Raw genomic sequence first — 23,616 nt, 5'->3', positions numbered from 1 at the left:
GAACCGCATGCGACCACGGAAGGGACTGCAGGGCGAGGCCGCGATCGTCGGCTACGTCGAACTGCCGCCCGAACGGCTGAGCACCGCCTCCCCGGCGCCGTTCACCCTCGAACAGTGGGCACAGCTGTCGGCGGCCGCACTCGACGACGCGGGTCTGTCAGCCGAACAGGTTGACGGCATCGTCACCTCGCACCTCGGCGAGTCCGAGATCTTCGTGCCGTCGACCGTCGCCGAATACCTCGGCGTGCGGGCAAATTTCGCGGAGTTGCTGGACCTCGGCGGCGCCAGCGCGGCGGGAATGGTGTGGCGCGCGGCCGCAGCCATCGAACTGGGGATCTGCGACGTCGTGCTGTGCGCCCTGCCTGCGCGTTACCTCACCCCGATGTCCGACCTCAAACCCAAGTCGTTGTCCGACGCGGTGTTCTTCGGATCGTCGAGCAACCAGTTCGGCTCGCCCCAGGCCGAATTCGACATTCCCTACGGCAACCTCGGTCAGAACGGGCCGTACGGGCAGGTCGCGCAGCGCTACGCCTACGAGTACGGCTACGACGAGCGTGCCATGGCGAAAATAGTGGTGGACCAACGCGTCAACGCCAACCACACCGAAGGCGCGATCTGGAAGGACAAACCGCTCACCATCGAGGACGTGCTGGCAAGTCCGATCATCGCCGATCCGCTGCACATGCTCGAGATCGTCATGCCGTGCGTGGGCGGAGCCGCCGTGGTCGTCGCGAGCGCCGACGTCGCCGCCAAGGCGAAGAATCGGCCGGTGTGGATCAAGGGATTCGGTGAACACGTGCCGTTCAAGACACCCACGTACGCCGAGGATCTCCTCGACACCCCGATGCGGCGCGCCGCCGAAACCGCGTTCACCATGAGCGGCCTGGGCCGTGACCAGATGGACATGGTCTCGATCTACGACTGCTACACGATCACCGTGCTGCTGAGCCTCGAAGACGCCGGGTTCTGCGAGAAAGGCAAAGGCATGGCGTTCGTGTCCGATCACGACCTGACCTTCCGCGGTGATTTCCCGCTCAACACCGCGGGCGGCCAACTCGGTTTCGGCCAGGCCGGACTCGCCGGTGGGATGCACCACGTGTGCGACGCGACGCGCCAGATCATGGGGCGGGCCGGGGCGGCGCAGGTGTCCCGCACGCGAGGAGGACGAAACGGGCACGGGTGTGACCGCGCGTTCGTCTCGGGCAACGGCGGCATCCTCTCCGAGCAGACCGCACTGATCCTGGAAGGTGACTGACCATGACCGGTCTCGATCGCCCGGTACCGGTGAAAACCGCGACCACGACACCGTTCTGGGATGCCCTCGCCGAGCACCGCATCGTGATCCAGTACTCGCCGTCGTCGGGTGAGTACGTCTTCTATCCCAGGGTCCTTGCCCCGCGGACACTGGCCGACGATCTGGAATGGCGCGAGATCTCCGGTATGGGCACGTTGTACTCGTACACTGTGGCGCGCCGACCCGTGGGGCCGCATTTTGCCGATGCGGTGCCGCAGTTGCTGGCGATCGTGCAATGGGATGAGGGACCGCGCTTTTCGACCGAGATGGTCGACATGGCAGCGCACGATCTACGTGTCGGAATGCGCGTGAAACCCGTGTTCTGCGACCGTCCCGACGCCAGACCCGGTGAGGCCGCCACGATGTTGCGGTACACCGCCGCATGACTCCAGAAGTGGCGTGATCTGACACATTGTCCTTGGCATGCCTTCGGAATCGGGGGAGTATGGAGGCATGCTAACGATGCGGAAACTTGTGGGGTCAGTCTTCGTAGCGGGGGCCGCGGCGGCGATCGCGGCCGGCCCCACAGCAGCGCTTCTCGCTGATGCGCCGTCGACGCTCACCGACCTGACCGGCACCAACCAGGTGATTCTCGCGACGCCGTCCGGCCACGGTGACGCCGGTGGTGGCGGCGGCTGCGACAGCGGCCCCGGCTGGAACGGTTGCGGCGGCTGGAATCCCGTGCAGGGCGGCTGGGGCCACGGCTGCATCAACGGAATCTGCGGCGGTTGGGACGGTCAGCGCGGCTGGGGTGGTTAACCTCATCGGGTGACGAGCACATGGTCGCCCGACCGGCTGGGAGATCTCAGCGACAAACGCATCATCGTGACCGGCGCGACCAACGGCGTCGGGCTGGGTACCACGCGCGCACTCGTACGTGCCGGTGCGCATGTGATCCTCGCGGTACGCAACACCGACCTCGGTGCGCGACGTGCCGCTGAGGTCGGCGGCACGACCACCGTGGTCGAGGTCGACCTCGCCGACTTGTCGTCGGTGCGTGCGTTTCCGGGGCGGCTGACCGCGGCGGGCATCGACGACGTCGACATCCTGATCAACAACGCGGGAGCGTTGACGCAGCGTCGTACCGAGACCGTGGACGGGTTCGAGACGACGCTGGGCACCAACCTGCTCGGCCCGTTCGCGTTGACGAATCTGCTTCACGGCCGCGTCCGTTCGCAGGTGGTCATCGTCGGTTCCGATGCCCACCGGATGGCCACGCTGCGCCTCGACGACATGCATCTGCGTCGTCACAGGTGGACACCGCTGGGCGCCTACGGCCGAGCCAAGCTCGCGGTGATGCTGTGGGGCCTGGAACTGGACAGGCGGCAACGCGTCGCGCGTTCGCCGGTGGTCACGCATCTCACGCATCCCGGGTGGGTCGCGTCGAACCTGCCCAATGTGTCGGATACGCGGCTGATGTCGGTGGTCCAGCGCGGGGTCACTGCCGTCGCCGACAAGTTCGCGGCCAGCATCGACGAGGGTGCCGCGCCCACCCTGTACTGCATCAGCGAACCCATCCCGCCCGGCTCCTATGTCGGTGTCGAGGGCAGGCTGGGGTTGCGTGGCGCACCGGTGCTCATCGGCCGCTCAGCTGTGGCGTGCGATTACGAGACCGCGGCGGCGGTGGTGGATTTCGCCGAGCGCGAGACCGGCACGACGATCCCTTACTAGGGATTGCGCAGCGCCGCTGCGGCCGCGCCGAACATCACCTGCTTGATCGCGCCGAGCGTGCCCTGATCCTTGCTGCCGAGGGGGCGGAGCAGCGACGTCGCGGCCGTCGTCACCGCGCCCTCATGTGCTGTGGCGTCGACGATCCCGTGCTGATATGCCTCGGCACCCCCGAACCGGCGACCCGTGGTCATCGACGCGATCGCGGCCTGCGGTGTCAGTTTGGCCTGGATCAGCGCCGCCATTCCCGGCGTGAACGGGATGTGGATGTCGACCTCGGGGAAACAGAAGAACCCTCGATCCTCGCGCATCACGCGGTAGTCGTGCGCCATCGCCAGCATCGCCCCGGCGCCGAAGGCGTGCCCGACGACGGCCGCGGCGGTGGGGAGCGGGAAGGTCAGCATCCGGGCCAGCAGGCCCTGCACGCGGCCGACGTACCATGCGCCCTGATCGCTGTGGGCGCCAAGCCATTCGAGGTCAAGGCCGTTGGAGTAGAACTTGCTGTCGGCAGTGGTGACCAGACCGTGTGCACCTTTCTCGAGCACGGCGTCGAGAAGGGCGTCGACCTCGTCGAGAAACTGCGGCGTGAACCGGTTCTCGTCGTCACCCAGATCGAGGACCGCGATGTCGCCGTCGTAGTCGAGGGTCGCTGTCATGATGCCTCCTGTGCTCGGTGTCGTTGTGTTCGGGGCGCAGGCCCCACCTCGAGGACGGCCGCAACCGCGGCCCGCAGCTGGCGGCGCGCGGTGGGATCGGCAATCCGGTTGCGGTGCAGAAGAATTACTGTGGGCAGGTCGACGATGCACGTGGTGACGGTGTCGACAGCGGCGCCGTCGCGCCGCCCCCAGGCGTCGTCGGCGAGCTGGATCATCAAGTCGACCAATCGGTTTTCGGTGTCCTTCACCTCGGCGGGCGGGTCGGCGCCGATCAGTTCGTCACGGCGCGTCTGCAGCACCAGGGCCGCCGACGACGGGTGGCGTTCGGCCAGCATGATCGACGCCTCGGCGGCCGCGGCGATCGCCGCGGCGCCCGGTTCGGCAGCCTCGACGAGTTCGGAGAGCACGGTCTGCAGGCGGTGTGCGGCACGCAACCACGCGCGGGTCAGCAGACCCGACCGTGACCCGAACTCGTGGTAGAGCGCCCCATTGGACACCCCGACCGCGTCGCCGACAGCTCGGATGGTGACCGCGGCGGGGCCGGAGCGGACTGCCAGTGACTCTGCCACGTCCAGGATCGCCTCCGGGTCATGGATGCGCGGGCGTGGCATGACATCACCGTAACAGAGCAGATGCTCTGTAACCAGGTGCGTGTTGACTAGTAGTAAGGCCACCCTTAGTTTGTGGGGGTAACTTTCCTCGAAGGCGGTGATGGCAGTGCAGGACGCGGCAACGCGGGTCGGTGGGCGGCCCCCGCTCATCACCGTCGCTGACATCGTGTCCGCCGGTCGTGAGCTGGGCATGAACCGTCTGAGCATCAACGCGGTGGCCACACGGCTCGGGGTATCGGCCACCGCGCTCTACCGGCACATCGGTGGGCGCTGGGAACTCGAGCGCCTGGTGGGGGAGAGCTTGCTCGCCGACCTCGAACTGACGGACACCGGGGACACCATCGAGGAGCACCTGCTGGCGTTCGGTACGACGCTGCACGGCTTCGCGCTGCAGAATCCGGGGCTCGCCCGTTACATGCAACTGCTCTTCCCGCGCGGCGAGGCCGGCGCCCGCCTGCTGTCCGATGAGGTCTCGATCCTCGGGCGGCGTGGCTATACGGCCGAGGCCGCGGCGTTGCTCAGCAGTTCGGTCGCCCTCATCGCGATCGGCATGGCCGCCCAGCATGAGATGAAGGCCGAGGCGAGCCACTCCGACGAGGGTTACGACCGCGAGCGTGACGCGGCCGCACAAAGGCTGGCCGCCGACGCCGAGCTGGGGCCGGTGCACAGCGCAGGCATGCAACTCTCGGCCGAGAAGTACCTCGAGCTCCTACTCAACGCCGTGATCCGGGGGCTGCTGACCGCAGCGCACGCCGGCCGGTCGATCGGCGACATCGTGGCAGAACTGACGAATACGGGAGAGGACCGCTGATGGCGCGCGGAATCCAGGGCGTGATGATGCGTGGCTTCGGTGCGCGTGATCACCAGGCGACGGTGGTGAGCACCGAGGCGATCACGCCGAATCTCATACGGCTGAGGATGGTTTCGCCGACGTTGTTCGAAGACGCGGTGGCCGAACCGACCTCCTGGCTGCGGTTCTGGTTCCCCGACCCGGCCGGGTCCGAGACCGAATTCCAGCGCGCCTACACGATGTCCGAGATGTCGCCCGAGACCGGCGAATTCGCGATCGACGTGGTGCTGCACGAACCCGCCGGTCCGGCATCGCAGTGGGCCAGATCGGCCGAGCCCGGCGACACCGTCGCGGTGATGACGCTGGGATCGGCCGGCTTCAGCGTCCCCGAGGACCCGCCCGCGGGGTATCTGCTGATCGGCGACGCCGCGGCCACACCCGCCATCAACGGCATCATCGGTGTCGTCCCGCACGACATCCCGATCGAGGTGTACCTCGAAGAGCACGACGAGAACGACCGGCTCATCCCCATCGCCGAGCACCCCCGGATGCGTGTGCACTGGGTGGTGCGCGAGGACGCCACGTCGCTGGCCGGCGCCATCGAGGCGCGCGACTGGTCCAACTGGTACTGCTGGGTGACCCCGGAGGCCGGCTCACTCAAGCATCTGCGCACCCGCCTGCGCGACGAATTCGGGTTCCCCAAGACCGAACTGCACCCGCAGGCCTACTGGACCGAAGGCCGTGCGATGGGCACCAAGCGCGGCGACGACGACAAGTCACCCGAGGTGACGCCCGCGCCCGGAGCCGACGCGACCGGAACGTCAGAGACCGCGACGCCCGCCGCGGCCAGGCGCGGCAACTGGCGCGCGCAGGCCGCGGGGCGACTGCTGGCCCCGCTGAAGACCACACTCATCATCTCCGGTGTCCTGCAGGCGATCATCACCCTCGTCCAGCTCGCACCGTTCGTCCTGCTGGTGGAACTGGCAAGGCTGCTCCTGTCGGGGGCCCCGTCGGACCGCCTGTGGACCCTCGGCGTGGTCGCGATCTCGCTGCTGGGAACCGGCAGCTTCCTGGCCGCCGCGCTGACGCTGTGGCTGCACCTCGTCGACGCGCGGTTCGCACGTGACCTGCGAACCGGTCTGCTGACGAAGATGTCGCGGCTTCCGTTGGGCTGGTTCACCGCTCGTGGCTCGGGCTCGATCAAACAGCTCGTCCAGGACGACACGCTGTCACTGCACTACCTGATCACGCATGCGATCCCGGACGCGGTCGCCGCGGTCATCGCCCCGGTCGCGGTGCTCGTCTACCTGTTCGTGGTCGACTGGCGGTTGGCGTTCGTGATGTTCGTCCCGGTGCTGATCTACCTGGTGCTGATGACGGTCATGACGATTCAGTCCGGGCCCAAGATCGCGCAGTCACAGCGCTGGGCCGAGCGGATGAGCGCTGAGGCCGGGGCCTACCTCGAAGGTCAGCCCGTGGTGCGCGTATTCGGTGGTGCCGCGGCCTCGAGCTTCCGTCGCCGACTCGACGAGTACATCGGGTTCCTGGTCGCCTGGCAGAAGCCGTTCACGGGCAAGAAGTCGATGATGGACCTGGTCACGCGTCCGGGAACCTTCCTGTGGCTGATCGTCGCGGTGGGCACCCCGATGATCACCTCGGGCGCCATGGATCCAGTGGACATCCTGCCGTTCCTGTTGCTGGGCACCACGTTCGGCGTGCGCCTGCTCGGCATCGCGTACGGCCTCGGTGGGATCCGCGGCGGCATGCTCGCGGCACGGCGTATCCAGACCACGCTCGACGAGACCGAACTCGACGTACGTGAACAGACCGAGAAACACGACGGTGAACCGACCGTCGTGTTCGACAACGTCACCTTCGGGTACCGCCCGGACGTCCCGGTGCTGCACGACATCTCGCTGCAGCTCAAGCCGGGCACCGTGACCGCACTGGTGGGTCCGTCGGGTTCGGGCAAGTCGACGCTGGCGGCCCTGCTGGCCCGGTGGCACGACGTCGACGCCGGTGCGATCCGCGTGGGCGGCAGGGACATTCGCACGCTCACCGCCGACGAGCTCTATCGCCAGGTCGGTTTCGTGCTGCAGGACACCCAGCTGGTGGGTGGAACCGTCGCCGAGAACATCGCACTGGCCGAACCCGACGCGAGCATCGAGCGGATCCAGGCCGCCGCGCGTGACGCGCAGATCCACGAGCGGATCATGCGGTTGCCCAACGGCTACGACACCCCGCTGGGTGCGGCATCGAGCCTGTCCGGCGGCGAGAAGCAACGGCTCACGATCGCACGCGCGATCCTCGCCGACACCCCGGTGCTGATCCTCGACGAGGCCACCGCGTTCGCCGACCCCGAATCGGAATACCTGGTGCAGCAGGCGCTCAACCGGTTGACCAGAGACCGCACCGTGCTGGTGATCGCACACCGCCTGCACACCATCACGCACGCCGATCAGATCGTGGTGCTCGAGGGCGGCCGCATCGTCGAAACCGGAACGCACGAGGGGCTTTTGGACGCGGCCGGGCGCTACCGCCAACTCTGGGAAACCGGACAGCGACCCGCCCTTGCCACCGCTGCAGGCCCGACGGGGGAGGCCGTCCGATGATCCGCACCCTCATCGCCCTCGTCCCCGCCGACAAGCGCGGCATGTTGGGGCTGTACACCGTACTGACGGTCCTGTCGGTGGTGATCCGCGCGGTCGGCACGGTGCTGCTCGTACCGCTGGTCGCGGCGCTGTTCGGCGACACCCCGCAGGACGCCTGGCCGTGGCTGGGCTGGTTGACCGCGGCCACCGCGGCAGGCTGGATCGTCGATACCACGACGTCGCGGCTCGGCTTCAACCTCGGCTTCGCGGTGCTCGACCACACACAGCACGACGTCGCCGACCGGTTGCCGGACATCCGGCTGGACTGGCTCACGGCCGAGAACACCGCGACGGCGCGCCAGGCCATCGCCTCGACCGGGCCGGAACTCGTCGGCCTGGTGGTCAACCTGCTCACGCCGCTGATCGGTGCCGTGCTGCTGCCCGCGGCGATCGCCGTGGCGCTGGTCGCGGTGTCACCACCGCTGGGGCTGGCGGCCCTGGCCGGTGTCGTGGTGCTGCTGGGTGCGATGTGGGCGTCGAACCGGTTGAGCCGCAAGGCCGATACCGTCGCCGACGAGACCAACAGCGCCTTCACCGAACGGATCATCGAGTTCGCGCGCACCCAGCAGGCACTGCGTGCCGCACGCCGCGTCGAGCCCGCGCGCAGCCTGGTGGGCGACGCGCTGGGCGCCCAGCACGGCGCCGGCGTGCGACTGCTCGCCATGCAGATCCCCGGCCAGTTGCTGTTCAGCCTCGCCAGCCAGCTCGCGCTGATCCTGCTCGCGGGCATGGCCACGTGGCTGACCGTGCGTGGCGAACTCAGCGTGCCGGAAGCCGTCGCGATGATCGTCGTGGTGGCGCGCTACCTCGAACCGTTCACGTCGCTGAGCGAACTGACGCCTGCCATCGAATCCACGCGCGGGACCCTCGGGCGTATCCGGGCCGTGCTCGACGCGCCCACGTTGACCGCGGGCGACGCCGCGCCTGCCGACACCAAGTCTGCGCCACGCATCGAATTCGACTGTGTCACCTTCGGCTACGGCGACCACCCGGTGCTCGACGACGTGAGCTTCGTGCTGGAACCAGGAAGCACCACCGCGATCGTCGGTCCATCCGGATCCGGCAAGAGCACGATCCTGTCGCTCATCGCGGGTCTGCACCAGCCGACCGAGGGCAGGGTGCTGATCGACGGCGTGGACGCCGCGAGCCTGGACGACGAGTCGCGCAGGGCCGCAACCAGTGTGGTGTTCCAGCAGCCCTACCTGTTCGACGGGTCCATCCGCGACAACATCCTGGTGGGCGATCCGGGTGCCGACGAGGACCGTCTGGCCGCTGCGGTACGGCTCGCGCGGGTCGACGAACTCACCGCGCGGCTGCCCAAAGGTGACGCGTCGAAGGTCGGCGAGGCCGGCGCCGCGCTGTCCGGCGGTGAGCGCCAACGCGTCAGCATCGCCCGTGCGCTCGTCAAACCCGCGCCCGTGTTGCTCGTCGACGAGGCCACCAGCGCTCTGGACACCGAGAACGAGGCCGCCGTGGTCGACGCACTCACCGCCGATCTGCGGCCCCGCACGCGCGTGATCGTCGCGCACCGCCTGGCGAGCATCCGGCACGCCGACCGGGTGCTGTTCCTCGACGGCGGGCGCATCGTCGAGGACGGCACCATCGACGGTCTGCTCGCGGCCGGTGGCCGGTTCGACGAGTTCTGGCGTCGGCAACACGAGGCCGCGGACTGGCAGATCACGCACTGAGCGCAGCCGGACGTTCAAACTGCGCGACGATTATATCGACGCGATAACACTGTTGGGCACGCGCCCGCTGTGATAATCGGTCCAACAGACAGCTGACGGCTCGGAACTCGGGGGAGGTGATTAGGTGACTATGCCGCCTCCACATGGCAAGCCGCCTACTGGTGATGGTGCATTCCAGTACCCGGCTGCTGGCAACTCCGGACCGTACCCGTCGCCTCGGCCGCCAAAAGGTGGTGGTGCTTGGAGGTGGATGCTCGGTGGGCTTGCGATAGTCGTAATCATCGGCGTAACGGTCGCCGTAACGATCTTCGTCACTCGTGAAGGCAACGGTTCGACCACGGCGTCGGAAATATCAAGGAACGTGGGTCCCCACGACGTGGCGAGCGCGGACGATGACGGTCCCGTCTCTGTCATCACCGAAGACCCCACATGCATGGCTCAGCACCCCGTCTTTTCAGAGTGGTGGGGCGAGATCCGGAATGGCTGGGAAAACAGAGACCCGGCCGTACCGGCGTCGGCCTGGACACCCGAAGTGCGCGCGCAGTACGAGGATGTGGCGAATGCAATGCGCCGAGCATCGGAGAAGTTGGCTCCGCTCGTGAAACTAACGCCGCACCGTGTCATGCGTGAGCTTTACGAGCAGTTCATCGCCTACTCAGTCGCCTATGCGGATAGTGTTCCCGGCTACACGGGAAAGCATGATCCGTTGGCCGGCGTTGCTATCACAGCTGCCGATGCCATTGGAAATATCTGTGCTGCAATCGGGTTCGGATCTGCAGCTGCGCGGGGGCCGCTAGTCCCACACCTGCCTGCGCCTTCTCAAATTGCACCAGTGGACGACGTCAGCGACCCAGCAACCTTCCTTCAGCAGCCCAATCCTGTGTGCAGTGATTGGCTCGCAACTTTGACAGCATTTGATGCTGATACAGCAGAATGGCGTGCAACCGATCCCAACATTCCGGGAACTGAGTGGTCACCCGAGCAGAAGCGCATAAACGAGCAGGTGACGCCGGTGATGAACCTCCTCGCAAACCAGCTTTTGGTGTTGGGTCAACGAAGTGACAACGCCATCTTTCGCGACTTCGCCGACCTGTCGAGTCAATACCGACAGGCCTATGCACTCGCTCTGACTACCTATGCCCCCGCGGATAAGCACCTGGCGAATGCGTCCATCAAGGTTGCAGGTCTAGTGGCGTCTGCGTGTGACGCCGCAGTCGGTTGAGCCTGCTTACCCGAGATAGCCGACACGCCGACTCTGTACTGGGAGCAAGCGGCCGAAGTCAATCCCTTGAACCTGCCTACTGTAACTATTACAGTTAGGCGCCGGAGCCTGGGCGGGAGGTCATATGACACATCACAGCTGGTGTTCGACCCGTTCTTGGTGGACTTCGTCAACGGTCCATACGCGACGTAACACCGCTTGGGCGTGATCCGGTGAATCGCCGACGAGGGAGAACTCGATGACCATCTACCGGCTACATGTGGTGGCAGATGACGTGGCCGAGGTGGTCGGCAACGCCGCGGGTCTGATCGTCGACCACGTGATGGCCGGGTGGCGCGTCACGGTCGAATTGGCTGGGGGCGAGGGGATTCGGCCGCTGGAGATTCTCGGCGCCGACGTCGTCGACGGCATCACGGACTTCGCCGACGACCGGTGGATGCTGGCGATCGGGGCCGATGGTTACGCTCGCGCGGGCGGCATCAACGAGCTGCTGGCGCGTTGCACCGACGTGCTGGTGTGGGGGACCGCGCCCCAGGCTCAGGAGACCTACCGACACCGGCTCAGCAGCGCCGGTCGCGCGTTCAAGGCCGCGGCACTCGGGGCGGCCGGGATCACGGACGTCGACGTGGTCGAGACCGAGGTGTTCGCATCCCGCGTGGCAGGGCACGTCAGCCTGCGCGCCTGAATTGCCAGGTATATCTCCAGACGATCTCCACATCTTCTCCAAGTACCAGGTGGCGGCCGGCGCGCATGCTCGTCGGCATGAACATCAAAGGACCCATCGCCACCATCGGTGCTGTCGCTGTCGTCGGAACCGGCCTGTTCCTGCTCAACGTCAGCCGACAGCCTGAATCGACCGCATCCGGAAATCCGCCTGCCGCGACATCGACGGCCCCGGCGCCGACCGGCACCGCCGCGGTGTCCCCGGTGCCCGCGGCACCGCCCACCACGCCCACCACCCCCGCGCCGCGCCCCTTCGCCGACCGTGAGGACTTCGTCGCCGACATCCCCACCAAGACCGGCAACATCGCGCTGGAGATCCGCGTCGACGGCGCCAAGGCACGCGCCTACGCATGTGACAACAAGGGCATCGAGACGTGGATGTGGGGTACCGCCGAGAACGGCGTGCTCAAGCTGGCCGACCAGGCCAAGACCTCCGAACTCAACGGCACGCATCAGGGCAATACCGTCGTCGGCAACCTGCGCATCAACGACAAGAACTGGGACTTCACCGCCGTACCGGGAGCCACCAGTGTCTTCTGATCCCGATTTCTACTCGGCGCCCACCCGGCCCGCGCCGGTCGTCACACCCGCGGGCGCCTCGATGATCCTGGTACCCGTCCTGGTCGGGTCCGCGGTCGCGGTCGGACTCGGGGTGTTCGGCAGAGTCCATGAGCCGCAGTTCTTCTCGATCAGCCTGGCCGGCTTCTCCAGCGGGACCGCGGTGAAATCGTGGCTGGCGACGCTGGCCGTCGGCCTGGCCGTCTTCCAGTTGGTGTCGGCTTTCGTGATGTACCGGCTGACGCCGAGCGGCCGTGCACCACGATGGATCGGACCGGCGCACGTGTGGTCGGGCCGGGTCGCGGTGCTGGCCAGTGTCCCGGTCGCGGTGCACTGCCTGTACGCCCTGGGTTTCCAGGGCGGCGACTCGCGGGTGCTGTTCCACTCGCTGTTCGGGTGCTTCTTCTACGGCGTGTTCGTGGCCAAGATGATGTTGTTGACCCGGAAAGGGCTGAAACCGTGGGTCATCCCTGTCATGGGTGGTCTGCTGTTCTTTGTGCTCGTCTACGTCTGGCTCACCTCGGCGCTGTGGTTCTTCGACACCACGGGCCTGACCTTCTAGAAAGCAGGGATTCTCATGCACGCAACTCGCCGCCAAGCGCTCGTCGGCACCGGTAGCACCCTGGCCGCCACCGCGGTCGCCGGGTGCGCCGCCTACGGTGACGGGCCCGCCAAGAGTGACCCGTCAGACTCTGCAGGGCCGGCACCCGCCGGCGGTGAGGTGATCGCCGAGGTCGCCGACGTGCCGGTGGGGTCCGGAGTGATCGTCGGCGACACCGTGGTCACGCAGCCCACAGCGGGCGTGTTCAAGGGCTTCTCGTCGAAGTGCACACACAAAGGCTGCACGGTGAACGAGATCGCCGACGGCACCATCCACTGCCCCTGCCACGGCAGCGAGTTCAACCTCGACGGAACCGTCGCCAAAGGCCCCGCGGCGCGCCCACTCGACGCGAAAAGCGTCGGGGTGGAGGGTGATTCGATCGTCCTGCAGTGAGCCGATCAGGCCGGCCCGATCACGCCGGTCCGATCATGCTTTGGTGAGGCGCTTCTCTTCGTAGAGCCTGCGCCACTCGGCGCGTGAGCGGATGGACACGTCGACGTCGGAACCCTTGGCACGCAAAGCCTTCACGGTGGCTTCCTCGCGCGCCGTGCGGGCGAACGGATCCCAGCTGAAGAACCGGCAGGCGTTCTCCCACGTGATCTTGTGGATGTCGGAATCACTGGCCCCGGCGGCGTTCAGCTCGGCGAGCACCTGTTCGGGCGCATCCGGCCAGAAGCAGTCCGAGTGCGGGTAGTCGCACTCCCAGGCGATGATGTCGATGCCGATCTCGTGCCGCAGCTTCAGCGATGTCTTGTCGGTGACGTAGCACGCCAGGGAGTGCTCGCGGAAGACGTCCGACGGCAGCTTGTCGCCGAAGTCCCGGCGCAGCCACTTCTGATTGGTGTAGTGACGGTCGCTGCGGTCGAGATAGAAGGGGATCCAACCGATTCCGCCTTCTGAGAACGCGAACTTCAGGTCCGGGTAGTTGCGCATGGCCGGGCCCCACAACAGATCCTGCGCGCACATCGCCGAGACCTGGGTGGCCAGGATGATCAGGTTGTCGATCGGCGCGTTGGGCGCCATGCTGATCGCGCCGAAGCCCGTGCCGATGTGCAGGCACATCACCACGTTCTCCTCCGACAGCGTGGTGAACACCGGGCCCCAGTAGTCGTCGTCGTGATAGCTCGGAAGGCCCTCAAGATGCGGCAGTTCGGGCATGGTCACCGCACGGCATCCCTTGGCCGCGACACGGCGGATCTCGCGGCACATGGCCTCGGGGTTCCAGGTCGGCAGGATCGCGATCGGGATGAACCGGTCCGGGTAGGAACCCGCCCATTCGTCGATGTGCCAGTCGTTGTAGGCCGACACCATCACGAGTGTGGCCTCCTCGCGGTGCATGTTGAGATGCCGCGCCGAGAACCCGGTGAACGTCGGGAAGCACATCGAGGCGAGGATGCCGTTGCGGTTCATGTCCCGCACGCGCTCGTGCACGTCGTAGACGCCGGGACGCATCTCGGCGAAGCCCGCCGGATCACGTCCCCATTCCTCGGCCGGCCACGACACCACCGCGTTGAGACCGCTCACCCCCTGCGGGCGCCCCTGGTACATCCACTGGTCGACGCCTTTTTCGTCCGTGACGACGATGGGCGCCTCGTCCCGGTACTTGGCCGGGACGTGGCGCAGGAACATGTCCGGCGGTTCCACGACGTGGTCGTCGATGCTCACGAGGATCAGGTCGTCAGTCTGCATAGCTCTCAGTAGTACCGTCTTGTGGTGTGACCGTCTCTGCGCTTTCGGACAGAGGTTTGACCGAAACGGCCAACCTCACCCGCCCGGTCATCGAACTGCGCCGCGGTGGCCGCGCGCCGGCAGGCAGCTACCTCTACGAGGGCGAGGGGCTGATCACCGGATGGCACTCGCACGAGGTGCATCAGATCGAGTACGCGCTGCACGGCGTCGTCGAGGTCGAGACCGACGCGGCCCACTATCTGCTGCCGCCGCAGCAGGCCGCGTGGATTCCGGCGGGCCTACAGCACCAGGCGGTGATGAACCCGGACGTCAAGACCGTCGCGGTGATGTTCGACCCGCAGATGATCCCCGACGGCGGTACCCGCGCACGCATCATCGCCGTGTCGCCGCTGATCCGCGAGATGATGATCTACGGCCTGCGCTGGCCCATCGACCGGGCCGACGGCGACGAGATCTCCGACGGCTTCTTCCAGACACTGGCCAACCTGGTCGCCGAGGCACTCGACCACGAGGCGCCGCTGAGCCTGCCGACGTCCGACAACCCCATCGTCGCGGCGGCGTTGGCCTACACCAAGGAACACCTCGACTCGGTGACCGCCGAGCAGGTGAGCCGGGCGGTGTCGGTCTCCGAACGCACGCTGCGGCGACTGTTCGCCGACACGATCGGGATGTCCTGGCGCACATACCTTCTGCATGCACGGATGTTGCGCGCCATGGCGCTGCTTGCCGATCAGGACCAGTCGGTGCAGGCGACCGCGACCGCCGTGGGCTTCGAGAACCTGAGCTCCTTCACGCGATGCTTCGCGCAGTTCTGTGGGGAGACGCCGTCGAACTACCGCCGCCGAGCGACCGGAAGCTGACATGACAACGCACACCAGAAGAACCGCGGCCGTCGCGGCATTGGTGGTGGCCCTGGTCGCGGGGATGCTGACCGCGCCGAACGCCGTCGCACAGCGCATCATCACGCTGACGCTCGTGCGCCACGCGCAGTCCGAAGGCAACGCCTCGGGTTTGATCGACACCTCGACACCCGGCCCGCCGCTCACCGCGCTGGGACGCGAACAGGCCGAAACCGCCGCGCAGAAACTCGCCGCCGGGCACACGTTCGACGGGATCTACGCGTCCACCATGATCCGCACGCAACAGACCGCGCAGCCCCTCGCGGATCTGTCGAGAGAACCCGTGACGGTGTTGCCGGGCCTACGGGAGATCGAGGCAGGTATCTACGAGGGACAACCCGAGGCGCTCGCGGGTTTCACCTACTACGAGGCCCCGACGCGGTGGTTGCAGGGCGACCGGACCGCGCGGATTCCGGGTTCGATCGACGGCGACGAGTTCGACGCCCGGTTCGACGAGGCCGTCCGCGAGATCTACGACAGTGAGGACACCGATCCCGTGGCCTTCTCGCACGCCGGCGCGATCATGACGTGGGTCGCCATGAACGTCGACAATCCCGATCTCGGCCTGCTGTCGCGCCACCCGCTCGGCAACACCGGTCACGCGGTGGTCAAGGGCAATCCCACCGGTGGCTGGACGCTGGTGGATTGGGACGGCATCAACACCGAATGAACGCGCGGCACGCGCTGGTCATCGGCGATCATGGTGTGAGTTGCATGTCATGCGTGGGCGGCTGCGGTGCCGATCACGTCAGGATTGTGCCGTGGCCGTGCACGGTTAATGTGATCCATGGCATCGAAGATGGGAGCGGGACTATGAGGTTTCGGCCATGAGATTCCGGTTGACGAGGTACGTCACCATCGAGGTGGACGACCGCGTTCGGCAGCGGGCGCGCAGCGCGGGTGAACGGCTTCGGGTTAACCTCAGGGCATACCTGCGCAGTGCAGCCGACGACGTTGAGACCGCCAGCGGTCGGGTGCGCGACATGTGTGACAACGCGGTGAACCGCGTTGACTCGGTCGTGGCCAGCGTCAATGACAAGATCGCTCCTCCACCGCCGAATCCCCCGGTACCGTCTGAGGACGACGTGCAACCACGTCCCAGGCGGCACCTGCAGGTCGTCTAGTCCTCGTGCCCGAGGCGGGCGCGAGTTCTGGGCGTGAGGAGATTGGATGAGGGAAGAGGCGGCGATCGACGTCGAGGGCGCACTCGACGACGTCTGGACCTCTGCTCCCCATCCGGTGATCGTCGCGGACGCCGAGGGCGTCATCCGGTCGGCGAGCGATGCCGCACGCGATGCGCTGCCGGGCCTGCGCACCGGTCGCCACCTGTCCGATTGCGCACCGTGGTTGTGGGAGGCCCACGTCCGCCACGGCGACGCGGGACCCGCCCAGACCGAGACCGGGCCCGACGGCTGCACAGCGCGACCCACGCCGTTGCCCCGAGGCGAGGTGGCGTGGTGGTTGTTCCCCGCGGGCCGCGCCGGCGCTGTCACCGATGCCGGCCGTGAATTGCGCGCCGTCGAGCGCGAACTGAGGCGCGAACGCGAGCGCGCGAACTTCCTCGACGAGGTGTCGGCGGTGCTCATGGCGTCGCTGAACGCCGACCGCTGCATGGAGGCGATCGTCCGGGTCGCCGTCCCGAGACTCGCCGACGGCGCCGTGGTCATCGCGCCGCCGAGCGGGCCGCGCCTCGACATGGTGTGCACCGCCGGGACGGTCGAGCACCGCAGCGTCGAGGCCGACCCGGCGACCGTGGCGGGACTCACCGAAGCGCTGCGCGGTTTCCCGCCGGTGCCGTCTCGGTGGATCGACCCGAACTCGGTACCCGACTGGCTCATCCCGCGCGACCTCACCGGGACCGTCGGATCGGTGGTCGTCACGCCGCTACCGGGACACGGCGTGCCCGCCGGTGCGCTGGTGCTGCTGCGCCACAGCGCCAAATCCGCGTTCGACGACGGTGAAGAGGTGTTCGCCCGGCTCTTCGCGGCACGCGCGGGCGCCGCCCTGTCGGCCGCACGCCTGTACGCCGAGCAGGCGGCGATCACACGCACCCTGATGGACGAGTTGCTGCCGCCGAAACTGGCGCACCAGCACGGAATCGAGATCGCGGGTGGTTACCGCGCGGCCGAGGACCACCAGACCGTCGGCGGGGACTTCTACGATGTGCACCCCGCGACCACACCCGACGACGAAACCCTCGTCGTACTCGGAGACGTGTGCGGAAAGGGTCTGGACGCAGCGGTCCTCACCGGAAAGATCCGCAACACCCTGCAGGCGCTCGCGCCGTTGGCCGACGACCACGGCCGTGTGCTGAGGCTGCTGAACCGCGCGCTGCTGTCGGCGGCACACACACGCTTCGCCACTGTCGTGCTCGCGTCGGCCGCCCGCCGCGACGACGACGTGGCGCTGCGGCTCACCAGCGCGGGGCACATGTCGCCGTTGATCGTCCGTCGCGACGGCAGTGTCGAAGAGGCCGGTACGCGCGGCATGCTCGTCGGCGCCGTCCCCGAGATCACGGCCACGACGTGCGAGACGATCCTGGAACCCGGGGAGACGTGCCTGCTCTACACCGACGGCGTGACCGAGGCCAGGGGCGGCCCGATGGGCAATGAGATGTTCGGCGAGGAAAGGCTCGCCGCCGCGCTTTCGGAGTGCGCGGGCCTGCCCGCGGAGGCGGTCGTGGAGCGGATCATGATGCTGACCGCCGAGTGGATCCGGCAGCGCGGTCACGACGACGTCGCGGTGGTCGCGATCACCGCACCCCGCCGCGGGCGCCGTGCGGAAAGTGTTCTGCGGAGCGAGGTTCGGCGGTGAGCCACAGTGACGGCGCGGCGGCCGATCCCGTGACGGATCCCGCCGTGGTCGAGTCGTTGCGGGACAGGTTGTGGGACGCGGTGATCGACGCCGACGAGGACGCCGCGGTCGACGTGGTGTTCGGGGCGCTCGAGGACGGAGTGCCCGCCGAGGATCTGCTGCTCGACGTCATCGCCGCCGTGCAGCGCAGGGTGGGCGTGGAATGGGCCGACAACCGCCTGAGCGTGGCCGCCGAGCACGCCGCGACCGCGATCAACGACCGCGTGATCGCGGCGCTGGTACGCCACCCGGCCGTGGCACGGCAGACCACCACCGGGCGGGTTGCCGTGGCCTGCGCCGACGGCGAATGGCACGCGCTGCCGGCGCGGTTGCTCGCCGAGGTGCTGCGACTGCGGGGCTGGCGCGTCGACTTCCTCGGCGCCCAGGTGCCCACGCCGCACCTGATCGCCCACCTGCATCAGCACGGACCCGACGCGGTCGCACTGTCGTGCTCGATATCCACCCGCCTGCCCACAGCACACGCGGCCATCACGGCATGCCAGGGGGCCGGGGTGCCCGTGCTGGTGGGCGGCGCCGGATTCGGACCCGACGGTCGCTACGCGCGGCTGCTCGGGGCCGACGCGTGGGCACCGGACGCCAGGGCCGCGGCCGCGCAACTGGCCGACGGTCTCGCCCTGACGCGGCGCGCGCCCCGCGACCACCTGTTCGACGAGCTTCCCCACCTCGCCGACCAGGAATACACCATGGTCAGCACCACCGCTGGACAGCTGGTCCGGGACACGGTTTCCGGGCTGGAAAAACGGGTACCAGCCATGGCGTCTTACTCCCAACTACAACGCCAACACACCAGCACCGACGTCGCGCACATCGTCGACTTCCTCGCCACGGCGCTCTACGTCGACGACCCCGAACTGTTCACGGGGTTCATCGCCTGGACCGCCGAGGTGCTCGACGCGCGCGGTGTACCGGTAGATTCGCTACAGCCCACCCTCGAACTGCTCGGAGCTCAGTTGCAGGACTTCCCCAGGACCCAGCGGATGCTCAGCGCAGCCCGCGACATGTTGCACGCCACCTACGCAAGGCGCAATGGATGAACCTCTCACTGAACACCGCAGCCGAGAACGGCAGCCGATCGGCGACGGTGACCGTCGCCGGTGAGCTCGACTTCATGACCACCAACAAACTGGTCGACTACGTGAGCGAGCTCCTGTCGACCAACCAGACCCTCGACGATCTGCGGCTCGACTGCGCCGACCTGACCTTCTGCGATTCTGCGGGCCTGTCCGGCCTGCTCAACATCCACCGGCAGACCTCGCCTGCGGGCATCCAGCTGCACATCGATCGTCGGCCACCGCATCTTGAGCGGCTGCTCGACATCACCGGCATCCTGGAGTACCTGACCGCGACGCCGGACACCTCCGACTCCGCGTCCGGCGAGTAACAGATCAGCCAGACAAGAAGGGGTTGACGGCGCGTGCTCGGCAACAGCATCGCGGTGCTTCTCGCTCTGTGTGCAGCGATCTTCATGGCCGTCGGCATCGTGGTGCGCCAACGCGCGACGCTGGACGTTCCCGCCGGGAAAGGCGTGAGCACCGTGATGCTGCGGACGCTGCTGCGGCGCAAGCTGTGGTGGGCAGGCACCATCTCGGCCGTCATGGGATACGGGTTCCAGGCACTCGCGCTCGGATTCGGCTCCCTGCTGCTGGTGCAACCGGTCCTGGTGTCGGCGCTGTTGTTCGCATTGCCGTTGAGCGCGCGCCTGGCGCACCGCACGGTGAGTCGCGCCGACTGGATGTGGGCGCTGTTGCTCACGGGCGCGCTGACCGTGTTCGTGCTGCTGGCCCGTACCAGCACGGGGACCTATTCGGTTTCGGTGTCGACCACGGTCACCGTCGCGGTGGTCTGCACGTCCGTCGTCGCCCTGTGCGTCGTGCTCGCGACGCGCAGCAGCAACTGGCGTCGCGCGGTGCTGCTGGCCGCCGCGGTGGGCGTGATGTTCGGTGTCGTGGCCGTGCTCACCAAGATCGTGATGCACATGGTCGCCGACGGCGACGTGCTCGCGACGTTCACGACACCCGCGCTGTATCTCGTCGTGGTGCTCGGGGTCCTGGCGACCCTGCTTCAGCAGTCGGCGTTCCACGCCGGCTCGCTGCAGACCTCGGTGCCGACGATGCTGGTGCTCGAACCCGTCGTCGCGGTGCTGCTCGGCTCGGTCGTGCTGGGTGAACACCTGTCGATCGCCGGCTGGCAACCCGTCGCCCTGACGCTGGCGATCGCCGCGATGATCGCGGCGACCATCGCCCTGGGCCGCGACGAGGGCGCCTACGAGGAGACGCTCGAAGCCGAGATGGAAGCCAAGACCGTCACGGGTTGATGGTGTTCTCGCCGACCTGGCGGCCCCACACGTACTCGATGAACATCGGCTGGCCCAGTTCGAAGTGGTTGTACGGCGCGATCGACGCGCCGGTGTCGAGCACCAGATACGGCGCGGGCCACAGATCATGGGTGATGGGCTGCCAGCAGCCGGGCCGGCCCTCGGGGCCGCCCCTGGCGTTCACGCGCGGCAGGTTGTCCGGATACACGTACGGGTTCCCCGCGCCGACGAACGTGTCGTTCAGCTGGAACGAGTAGCCGTTGTTGGTCTGCGCGGCGAACTTGGGCGCAGCGTCGTGGTAGTTCTTGATCGTGCAGTACAGCGCGGGGCTGTTGCGGTCGAACATCTCCGAGACCGGCAGCAGGTCCTGATTTCCGCGCACCAGGTACGGGCCGCCGCGCTCGAAGATGTCGCCGCCGGTGTTGCCGAACCCGACCGCCGCCACCAGCGCCTGATCGAGATCGTGGCGCTGGTCGTTGAGGGTGCGTGCGGTGGTCACGGCGTTGTCCAGACCGTCGAACAGATCCGGGGCCGCGTCGGCGTAGACCTCGCCGAGGTTCGCCAGACCCGTGATGTCGCGACGGATCTGCGGCATGCGCGGATTGACGTCGGCCAGGATCGCGTTGCCGTCGACGATCGAGCGGCCGAACTTGTCGCCCAGGCCGTCGAGGGCTTGTGCGGCAGCGGTCAGGGTCTCGTTGAGCTTGATCGGGTCGACCTGCTCGGAGATCGCGGTGATGGTCTCGAACAGCGTGTTGAACTCCGTGGTCACGCCCTGCGCCCGGATGGGTGTGGACGCCGAGAGGCGTTCGGCCGACGGATGCTCGGGCGCGGTGAACGAGACGTACTTGTTGCCGAACACCGTCGTCGCGCGCAGCTCGGCGACCGCGTTCGCCGGGATCAGGTCGAGGTACTTCGGATCGATGTCGAGCGTCAGCCTGGCCTCGGGATTGTCGTCGACCTCGACCACGTCGACGCCCTTGAGGCGGCCGATCGGCACACCGTTGAACGTGACCTTCGAACCGGGGTCCATCGACAACCCGGATCGGCTTGCGAACAGCGTGATCTCGGCCTTGTCCTCGAAATCACCGCGGAACTGCATCCAGGTCAGCACCAGCACCGTGACGACGAGAATCACCATGCCCGCGCATGCGGTCTTGTACGGCGGGTCGTAACGCCAGTGCTTGAACCGCTGGCCGAGGCGATCCTGCAACGCCGCGGATGAGGCCACCTGACCAACCCCCGATTTATTGACGCAGCGAAAAACGTGAGCCTAGCAAACCTTTCCAGATGACCGATGGTCACCGCAACAAATCGGCGTTACTGCGGCGAACATCAAATCACCTATGTTGCGAGAGCCCGGTCACACTTCTCATTGTTGCGCGTGCGGCGTTGTGCCTCAGGTGTTTCGGCCGCCGTTGACGCCGATGATCTGGCCGGTGATGTAGCCGGCTTCTTCGGAGATCAGAAACGAGCAGGTCGCCGCGATGTCCTCGGGTCTGCCCATACGCCGAACGGGGGTGGCGGCGATGGTGTCGTCGATGTCGCCGAGTTCGCCCCGCGCCTCGGCGGCGCGCAGCATCGGCGTGTCGATGAACCCCGGTGGCACCGCGTTGACCGTGATGCCTGCCGGCCCGAATTCGAGCGCCAGTGATTTGGTGAGCCCGTTCACGGCGGACTTCGCCGATACGTACGAGCTCATGTAGGGCACACCCGAATGCGTGCTGGACGACGAGATGTTGACGATGCGGCCCCATCCGGCGGCGACCATGTCCGGCAGCGCGGCCTGCACGACGTGGAAGACGCCGTGCAGGTTGACGTTCACGACGCGCTGCCAGTGGTCGAACGAGATGTCGGTGAACGGCGTGAAATCGCTGAGGCCGGCGGCGTTGACCAGGATGCTGACCGGCCCGAGTTCTTCACGGACGGCCTTGAACACGCCGTCGACCTGGGCGCGGTCGGTGACGTCGGCGGTGTAGGCATGGGGGCCGTCGCCGGGGTTGAGGTCCAGGATCGCGACCTGGTGACCGTCGGAGGCCAGTCGCTCGGCGATCGCCTTGCCGATCCCGGAGGCGCCCCCGGTGACCAGTGCCGTCTTGGCCGTCATGTACTTCCTTTCGTAACGTCTTGCAGATCAGGCTTTTTCACGCGGCGCGCGCAGGCCGAGGGCGCGGCGGCTCGTGTCGACCAGATGCGCGTACAGCTCCTCGACGGGAATGTCGTCCGACGCCGGTCCGGCGGCGGCCGACATCCCGGAGAAGACCATCATCGCCTTGACCCTGCCTGCCGGGCCGGGGGCGACGTCGGTGAGCAGACGCATCTGCCGATCGATCAGGGCCGCCCACTCCGGACGGGTCTTCAATGCCTCGTTCACGCTCGGATCACCCGCCAGCACCGACACGAGTGCGCGGTTGCGTACGGCCAACCCGGCATAGCCGCGCACCATGCGATCGGCGCGGGCGTGCACGCCGCGCAGGCGTTCGGCGTCGTCGATCACGGTCTGCAATTCGCTCAGGAACGGCTCGACGACCGCGCCGAGAAGCTGCTCGCGGGTGCGGAAGTGGTAGTAGATCGCGGCCTTCGTGAAGCCCAGTTCATCGGCGATCATCTGCAGGGATGTGCCCGCGAAGCCGTGCCGGGTGATCAGCCGTACGGCCGCGTCGACAAGGCGCACACGGGTGGCGGCGGCATTGGCGGTGCTCGTGTCCACTGCCGGTCCTCCCGTTCATCCGCGCGCAATCTACTTTACGATCGTAAAGTAGATTACTGGTCGATCGTAAAGTAACGCGCCGTTTGAGAGGACTTTTGAGATGCTGCCGCCGCTACCGGCCGAGGACTGGGACGATGCCGCCCGCGACGCGCTGGCGTCGGTGGTGCCGCCCGAGCGGCGCGATGCCGACGGCGTGGGCAACGCGTTGGGCGTCCTGGTGCGCCACCCCGAACTGGCGCGCCACTTCCTGCAGTTCAACAACTACCTGCAGCGTGATTCACTGCTGCCCGAGCGCATCCGGGAGCTGGTGATCCTGCGGACCGCGTACCGCGCGGGCTGTGTCTACGAGTGGGGCCACCACGCCGCGATGGGGCTGCTGGCGGGGCTCACCGTGGATGACGTGGAGTCCGCCCGATCTGGTTCCGCTGCAGACGAATTCGACCAAACCGTGCTCGATGCCACCGACGAGTTGGTGGCGGGTGCGCAGCTCTCACCCGAGACGTGGACGCGGCTGGGCCGGTGGTTGGACGACCGCCAGCGCATGGATCTGATGTTCACCGTGGGCGGGTACCTGACTCTGGCCATGGCGCTCAACACCTTTGAGGTCCAGCTTGAGGAAGGCGCGGGCCGCCCCGAGTTCTACGCGCCGGTGGGAACGGCCCGCTGAC

General features: G+C 67.4%; 26 protein-coding genes. 20 read left to right on the top strand and 6 right to left on the bottom strand.

Annotated features, from left to right (window positions below):
- Positions 1-7: 7 nt before the first annotated feature.
- From AT701_RS32200 to AT701_RS32185, 4 genes are all read left to right on the top strand, one after another.
- The gene (locus tag AT701_RS32200; protein WP_058127321.1) at positions 8-1,255 is read left to right on the top strand and encodes a thiolase family protein; all 1,248 of its coding nucleotides are present in this window, start codon (positions 8-10) and stop codon (positions 1,253-1,255) included.
- Between the two features lie 2 nt (positions 1,256-1,257).
- Positions 1,258-1,680 carry a Zn-ribbon domain-containing OB-fold protein gene (locus tag AT701_RS32195; protein ID WP_003897979.1) on the top strand — a complete coding sequence of 141 codons (423 nt, stop codon included), beginning with the start codon at positions 1,258-1,260 and terminating at the stop codon, positions 1,678-1,680.
- A 67-nt stretch (positions 1,681-1,747) separates the two neighbouring features.
- Positions 1,748-2,053 carry a hypothetical protein gene (locus tag AT701_RS32190; protein WP_029104230.1) on the top strand — a complete coding sequence of 102 codons (306 nt, stop codon included), beginning with the start codon at positions 1,748-1,750 and terminating at the stop codon, positions 2,051-2,053.
- Positions 2,054-2,062: 9 nt separating this feature from the next.
- On the top strand, positions 2,063-2,965 hold the full coding sequence (locus tag AT701_RS32185; RefSeq protein ID WP_058127320.1) for an SDR family NAD(P)-dependent oxidoreductase: 903 nt from the start codon (positions 2,063-2,065) through the stop codon (positions 2,963-2,965).
- Here AT701_RS32185 and AT701_RS32180 read toward each other — a convergent pair.
- Both AT701_RS32180 and AT701_RS32175 read right to left on the bottom strand, forming a co-directional pair.
- Complete coding sequence (locus tag AT701_RS32180) at positions 2,962-3,618, bottom strand: enoyl-CoA hydratase-related protein (RefSeq protein WP_003897976.1); 657 nt, start codon at positions 3,616-3,618, stop codon at positions 2,962-2,964. The genes AT701_RS32185 and AT701_RS32180 overlap by 4 nt on opposite strands.
- Positions 3,615-4,229, bottom strand: a complete 615-nt coding sequence (locus AT701_RS32175) for a TetR/AcrR family transcriptional regulator (RefSeq protein WP_036454045.1) — start codon at positions 4,227-4,229, stop codon at positions 3,615-3,617. Before AT701_RS32175 ends, AT701_RS32180 begins: the two co-directional genes overlap by 4 nt.
- Positions 4,230-4,329: 100 nt before the next feature.
- Between AT701_RS32175 and AT701_RS32170 the strand changes: the two genes are divergently transcribed.
- The 8 genes from AT701_RS32170 (at position 4,330) to AT701_RS32140 (ending at position 12,855) form a co-directional block, all read left to right on the top strand.
- Positions 4,330-5,040, top strand: a complete 711-nt coding sequence (locus AT701_RS32170; protein ID WP_058127319.1) for a TetR/AcrR family transcriptional regulator — start codon at positions 4,330-4,332, stop codon at positions 5,038-5,040.
- On the top strand, positions 5,040-7,631 hold the full coding sequence (gene irtA, locus AT701_RS32165; RefSeq protein ID WP_058127318.1) for a mycobactin import ATP-binding/permease protein IrtA: 2,592 nt from the start codon (positions 5,040-5,042) through the stop codon (positions 7,629-7,631). Before AT701_RS32170 ends, irtA begins: the two co-directional genes overlap by 1 nt.
- On the top strand, positions 7,628-9,358 hold the full coding sequence (gene irtB, locus AT701_RS32160; RefSeq protein WP_058127317.1) for a mycobactin import ATP-binding/permease protein IrtB: 1,731 nt from the start codon (positions 7,628-7,630) through the stop codon (positions 9,356-9,358). Before irtA ends, irtB begins: the two co-directional genes overlap by 4 nt.
- A 250-nt stretch (positions 9,359-9,608) precedes the next feature.
- Complete coding sequence (locus tag AT701_RS34975) at positions 9,609-10,580, top strand: ESX-1 system-associated protein (RefSeq protein WP_162267887.1); 972 nt, start codon at positions 9,609-9,611, stop codon at positions 10,578-10,580.
- 238 nt (positions 10,581-10,818) lie between these two features.
- Positions 10,819-11,265: a hypothetical protein gene (locus AT701_RS32155; RefSeq protein WP_003897968.1), complete on the top strand. Its 447-nt coding sequence runs from the start codon at positions 10,819-10,821 to the stop codon at positions 11,263-11,265.
- A gap of 77 nt (positions 11,266-11,342) precedes the next feature.
- Positions 11,343-11,843: a hypothetical protein gene (locus tag AT701_RS32150; RefSeq protein WP_223495920.1), complete on the top strand. Its 501-nt coding sequence runs from the start codon at positions 11,343-11,345 to the stop codon at positions 11,841-11,843.
- A gap of 61 nt (positions 11,844-11,904) precedes the next feature.
- A complete protein-coding gene (locus tag AT701_RS32145; RefSeq protein ID WP_014878685.1) occupies positions 11,905-12,423 on the top strand; it encodes a DUF6529 family protein in 519 nt (172 codons plus the stop codon).
- A gap of 15 nt (positions 12,424-12,438) precedes the next feature.
- A complete protein-coding gene (locus AT701_RS32140; protein WP_058127315.1) occupies positions 12,439-12,855 on the top strand; it encodes a QcrA and Rieske domain-containing protein in 417 nt (138 codons plus the stop codon).
- Positions 12,856-12,888: 33 nt separating this feature from the next.
- On the opposite strand, the gene AT701_RS32135 is transcribed toward AT701_RS32140, so the two are convergent.
- On the bottom strand, positions 12,889-14,151 hold the full coding sequence (locus AT701_RS32135; protein ID WP_058127314.1) for an amidohydrolase family protein: 1,263 nt from the start codon (positions 14,149-14,151) through the stop codon (positions 12,889-12,891).
- 26 nt (positions 14,152-14,177) lie between these two features.
- Between AT701_RS32135 and AT701_RS32130 the strand changes: the two genes are divergently transcribed.
- From AT701_RS32130 to AT701_RS32100, 7 genes are all read left to right on the top strand, one after another.
- The gene (locus AT701_RS32130) at positions 14,178-15,011 is read left to right on the top strand and encodes an AraC family transcriptional regulator (RefSeq protein ID WP_036454044.1); all 834 of its coding nucleotides are present in this window, start codon (positions 14,178-14,180) and stop codon (positions 15,009-15,011) included.
- Between the two features lies 1 nt (position 15,012).
- On the top strand, positions 15,013-15,720 hold the full coding sequence (locus AT701_RS32125) for a histidine phosphatase family protein (RefSeq protein WP_003897962.1): 708 nt from the start codon (positions 15,013-15,015) through the stop codon (positions 15,718-15,720).
- A 157-nt stretch (positions 15,721-15,877) separates the two neighbouring features.
- A complete protein-coding gene (locus AT701_RS35905; RefSeq protein WP_003897961.1) occupies positions 15,878-16,174 on the top strand; it encodes a hypothetical protein in 297 nt (98 codons plus the stop codon).
- 46 nt (positions 16,175-16,220) lie between these two features.
- On the top strand, positions 16,221-17,864 hold the full coding sequence (locus AT701_RS32115) for a PP2C family protein-serine/threonine phosphatase (RefSeq protein WP_014878683.1): 1,644 nt from the start codon (positions 16,221-16,223) through the stop codon (positions 17,862-17,864).
- The gene (locus tag AT701_RS32110; protein WP_058127313.1) at positions 17,861-18,958 is read left to right on the top strand and encodes a cobalamin B12-binding domain-containing protein; all 1,098 of its coding nucleotides are present in this window, start codon (positions 17,861-17,863) and stop codon (positions 18,956-18,958) included. The genes AT701_RS32115 and AT701_RS32110 overlap by 4 nt, the downstream gene beginning before the upstream one ends.
- On the top strand, positions 18,955-19,305 hold the full coding sequence (locus tag AT701_RS32105; RefSeq protein ID WP_003897958.1) for an STAS domain-containing protein: 351 nt from the start codon (positions 18,955-18,957) through the stop codon (positions 19,303-19,305). The genes AT701_RS32110 and AT701_RS32105 overlap by 4 nt, the downstream gene beginning before the upstream one ends.
- A 33-nt stretch (positions 19,306-19,338) precedes the next feature.
- A complete protein-coding gene (locus AT701_RS32100; RefSeq protein WP_058127312.1) occupies positions 19,339-20,238 on the top strand; it encodes a DMT family transporter in 900 nt (299 codons plus the stop codon).
- Here AT701_RS32100 and AT701_RS32095 read toward each other — a convergent pair.
- From AT701_RS32095 to AT701_RS32085, 3 genes are all read right to left on the bottom strand, one after another.
- The gene (locus tag AT701_RS32095) at positions 20,228-21,379 is read right to left on the bottom strand and encodes an MCE family protein (protein ID WP_223496048.1); all 1,152 of its coding nucleotides are present in this window, start codon (positions 21,377-21,379) and stop codon (positions 20,228-20,230) included. The two genes, AT701_RS32100 and AT701_RS32095, sit on opposite strands and share 11 nt — an antisense overlap.
- 258 nt (positions 21,380-21,637) lie before the next feature.
- Positions 21,638-22,345, bottom strand: coding sequence for an SDR family NAD(P)-dependent oxidoreductase (locus tag AT701_RS32090; protein ID WP_011731345.1), 708 nt, complete (start codon positions 22,343-22,345; stop codon positions 21,638-21,640).
- Positions 22,346-22,372: 27 nt separating this feature from the next.
- Positions 22,373-22,948 (bottom strand): TetR/AcrR family transcriptional regulator, encoded by a 576-nt coding sequence (locus tag AT701_RS32085; RefSeq protein WP_058127311.1) that lies wholly within the window; start codon positions 22,946-22,948, stop codon positions 22,373-22,375.
- A gap of 100 nt (positions 22,949-23,048) precedes the next feature.
- Here AT701_RS32085 and AT701_RS32080 point away from each other — a divergent pair, with 100 nt between their 5' ends.
- Positions 23,049-23,615: a carboxymuconolactone decarboxylase family protein gene (locus tag AT701_RS32080; RefSeq protein ID WP_011731343.1), complete on the top strand. Its 567-nt coding sequence runs from the start codon at positions 23,049-23,051 to the stop codon at positions 23,613-23,615.
- Position 23,616: the final 1 nt, after the last annotated feature.

The sequence above is a fragment of the Mycolicibacterium smegmatis genome, assembly GCF_001457595.1.
GTDB lineage: Bacteria > Actinomycetota > Actinomycetes > Mycobacteriales > Mycobacteriaceae > Mycobacterium > Mycobacterium smegmatis.
This window is presented reverse-complemented; position numbering and strand designations above follow the sequence as displayed.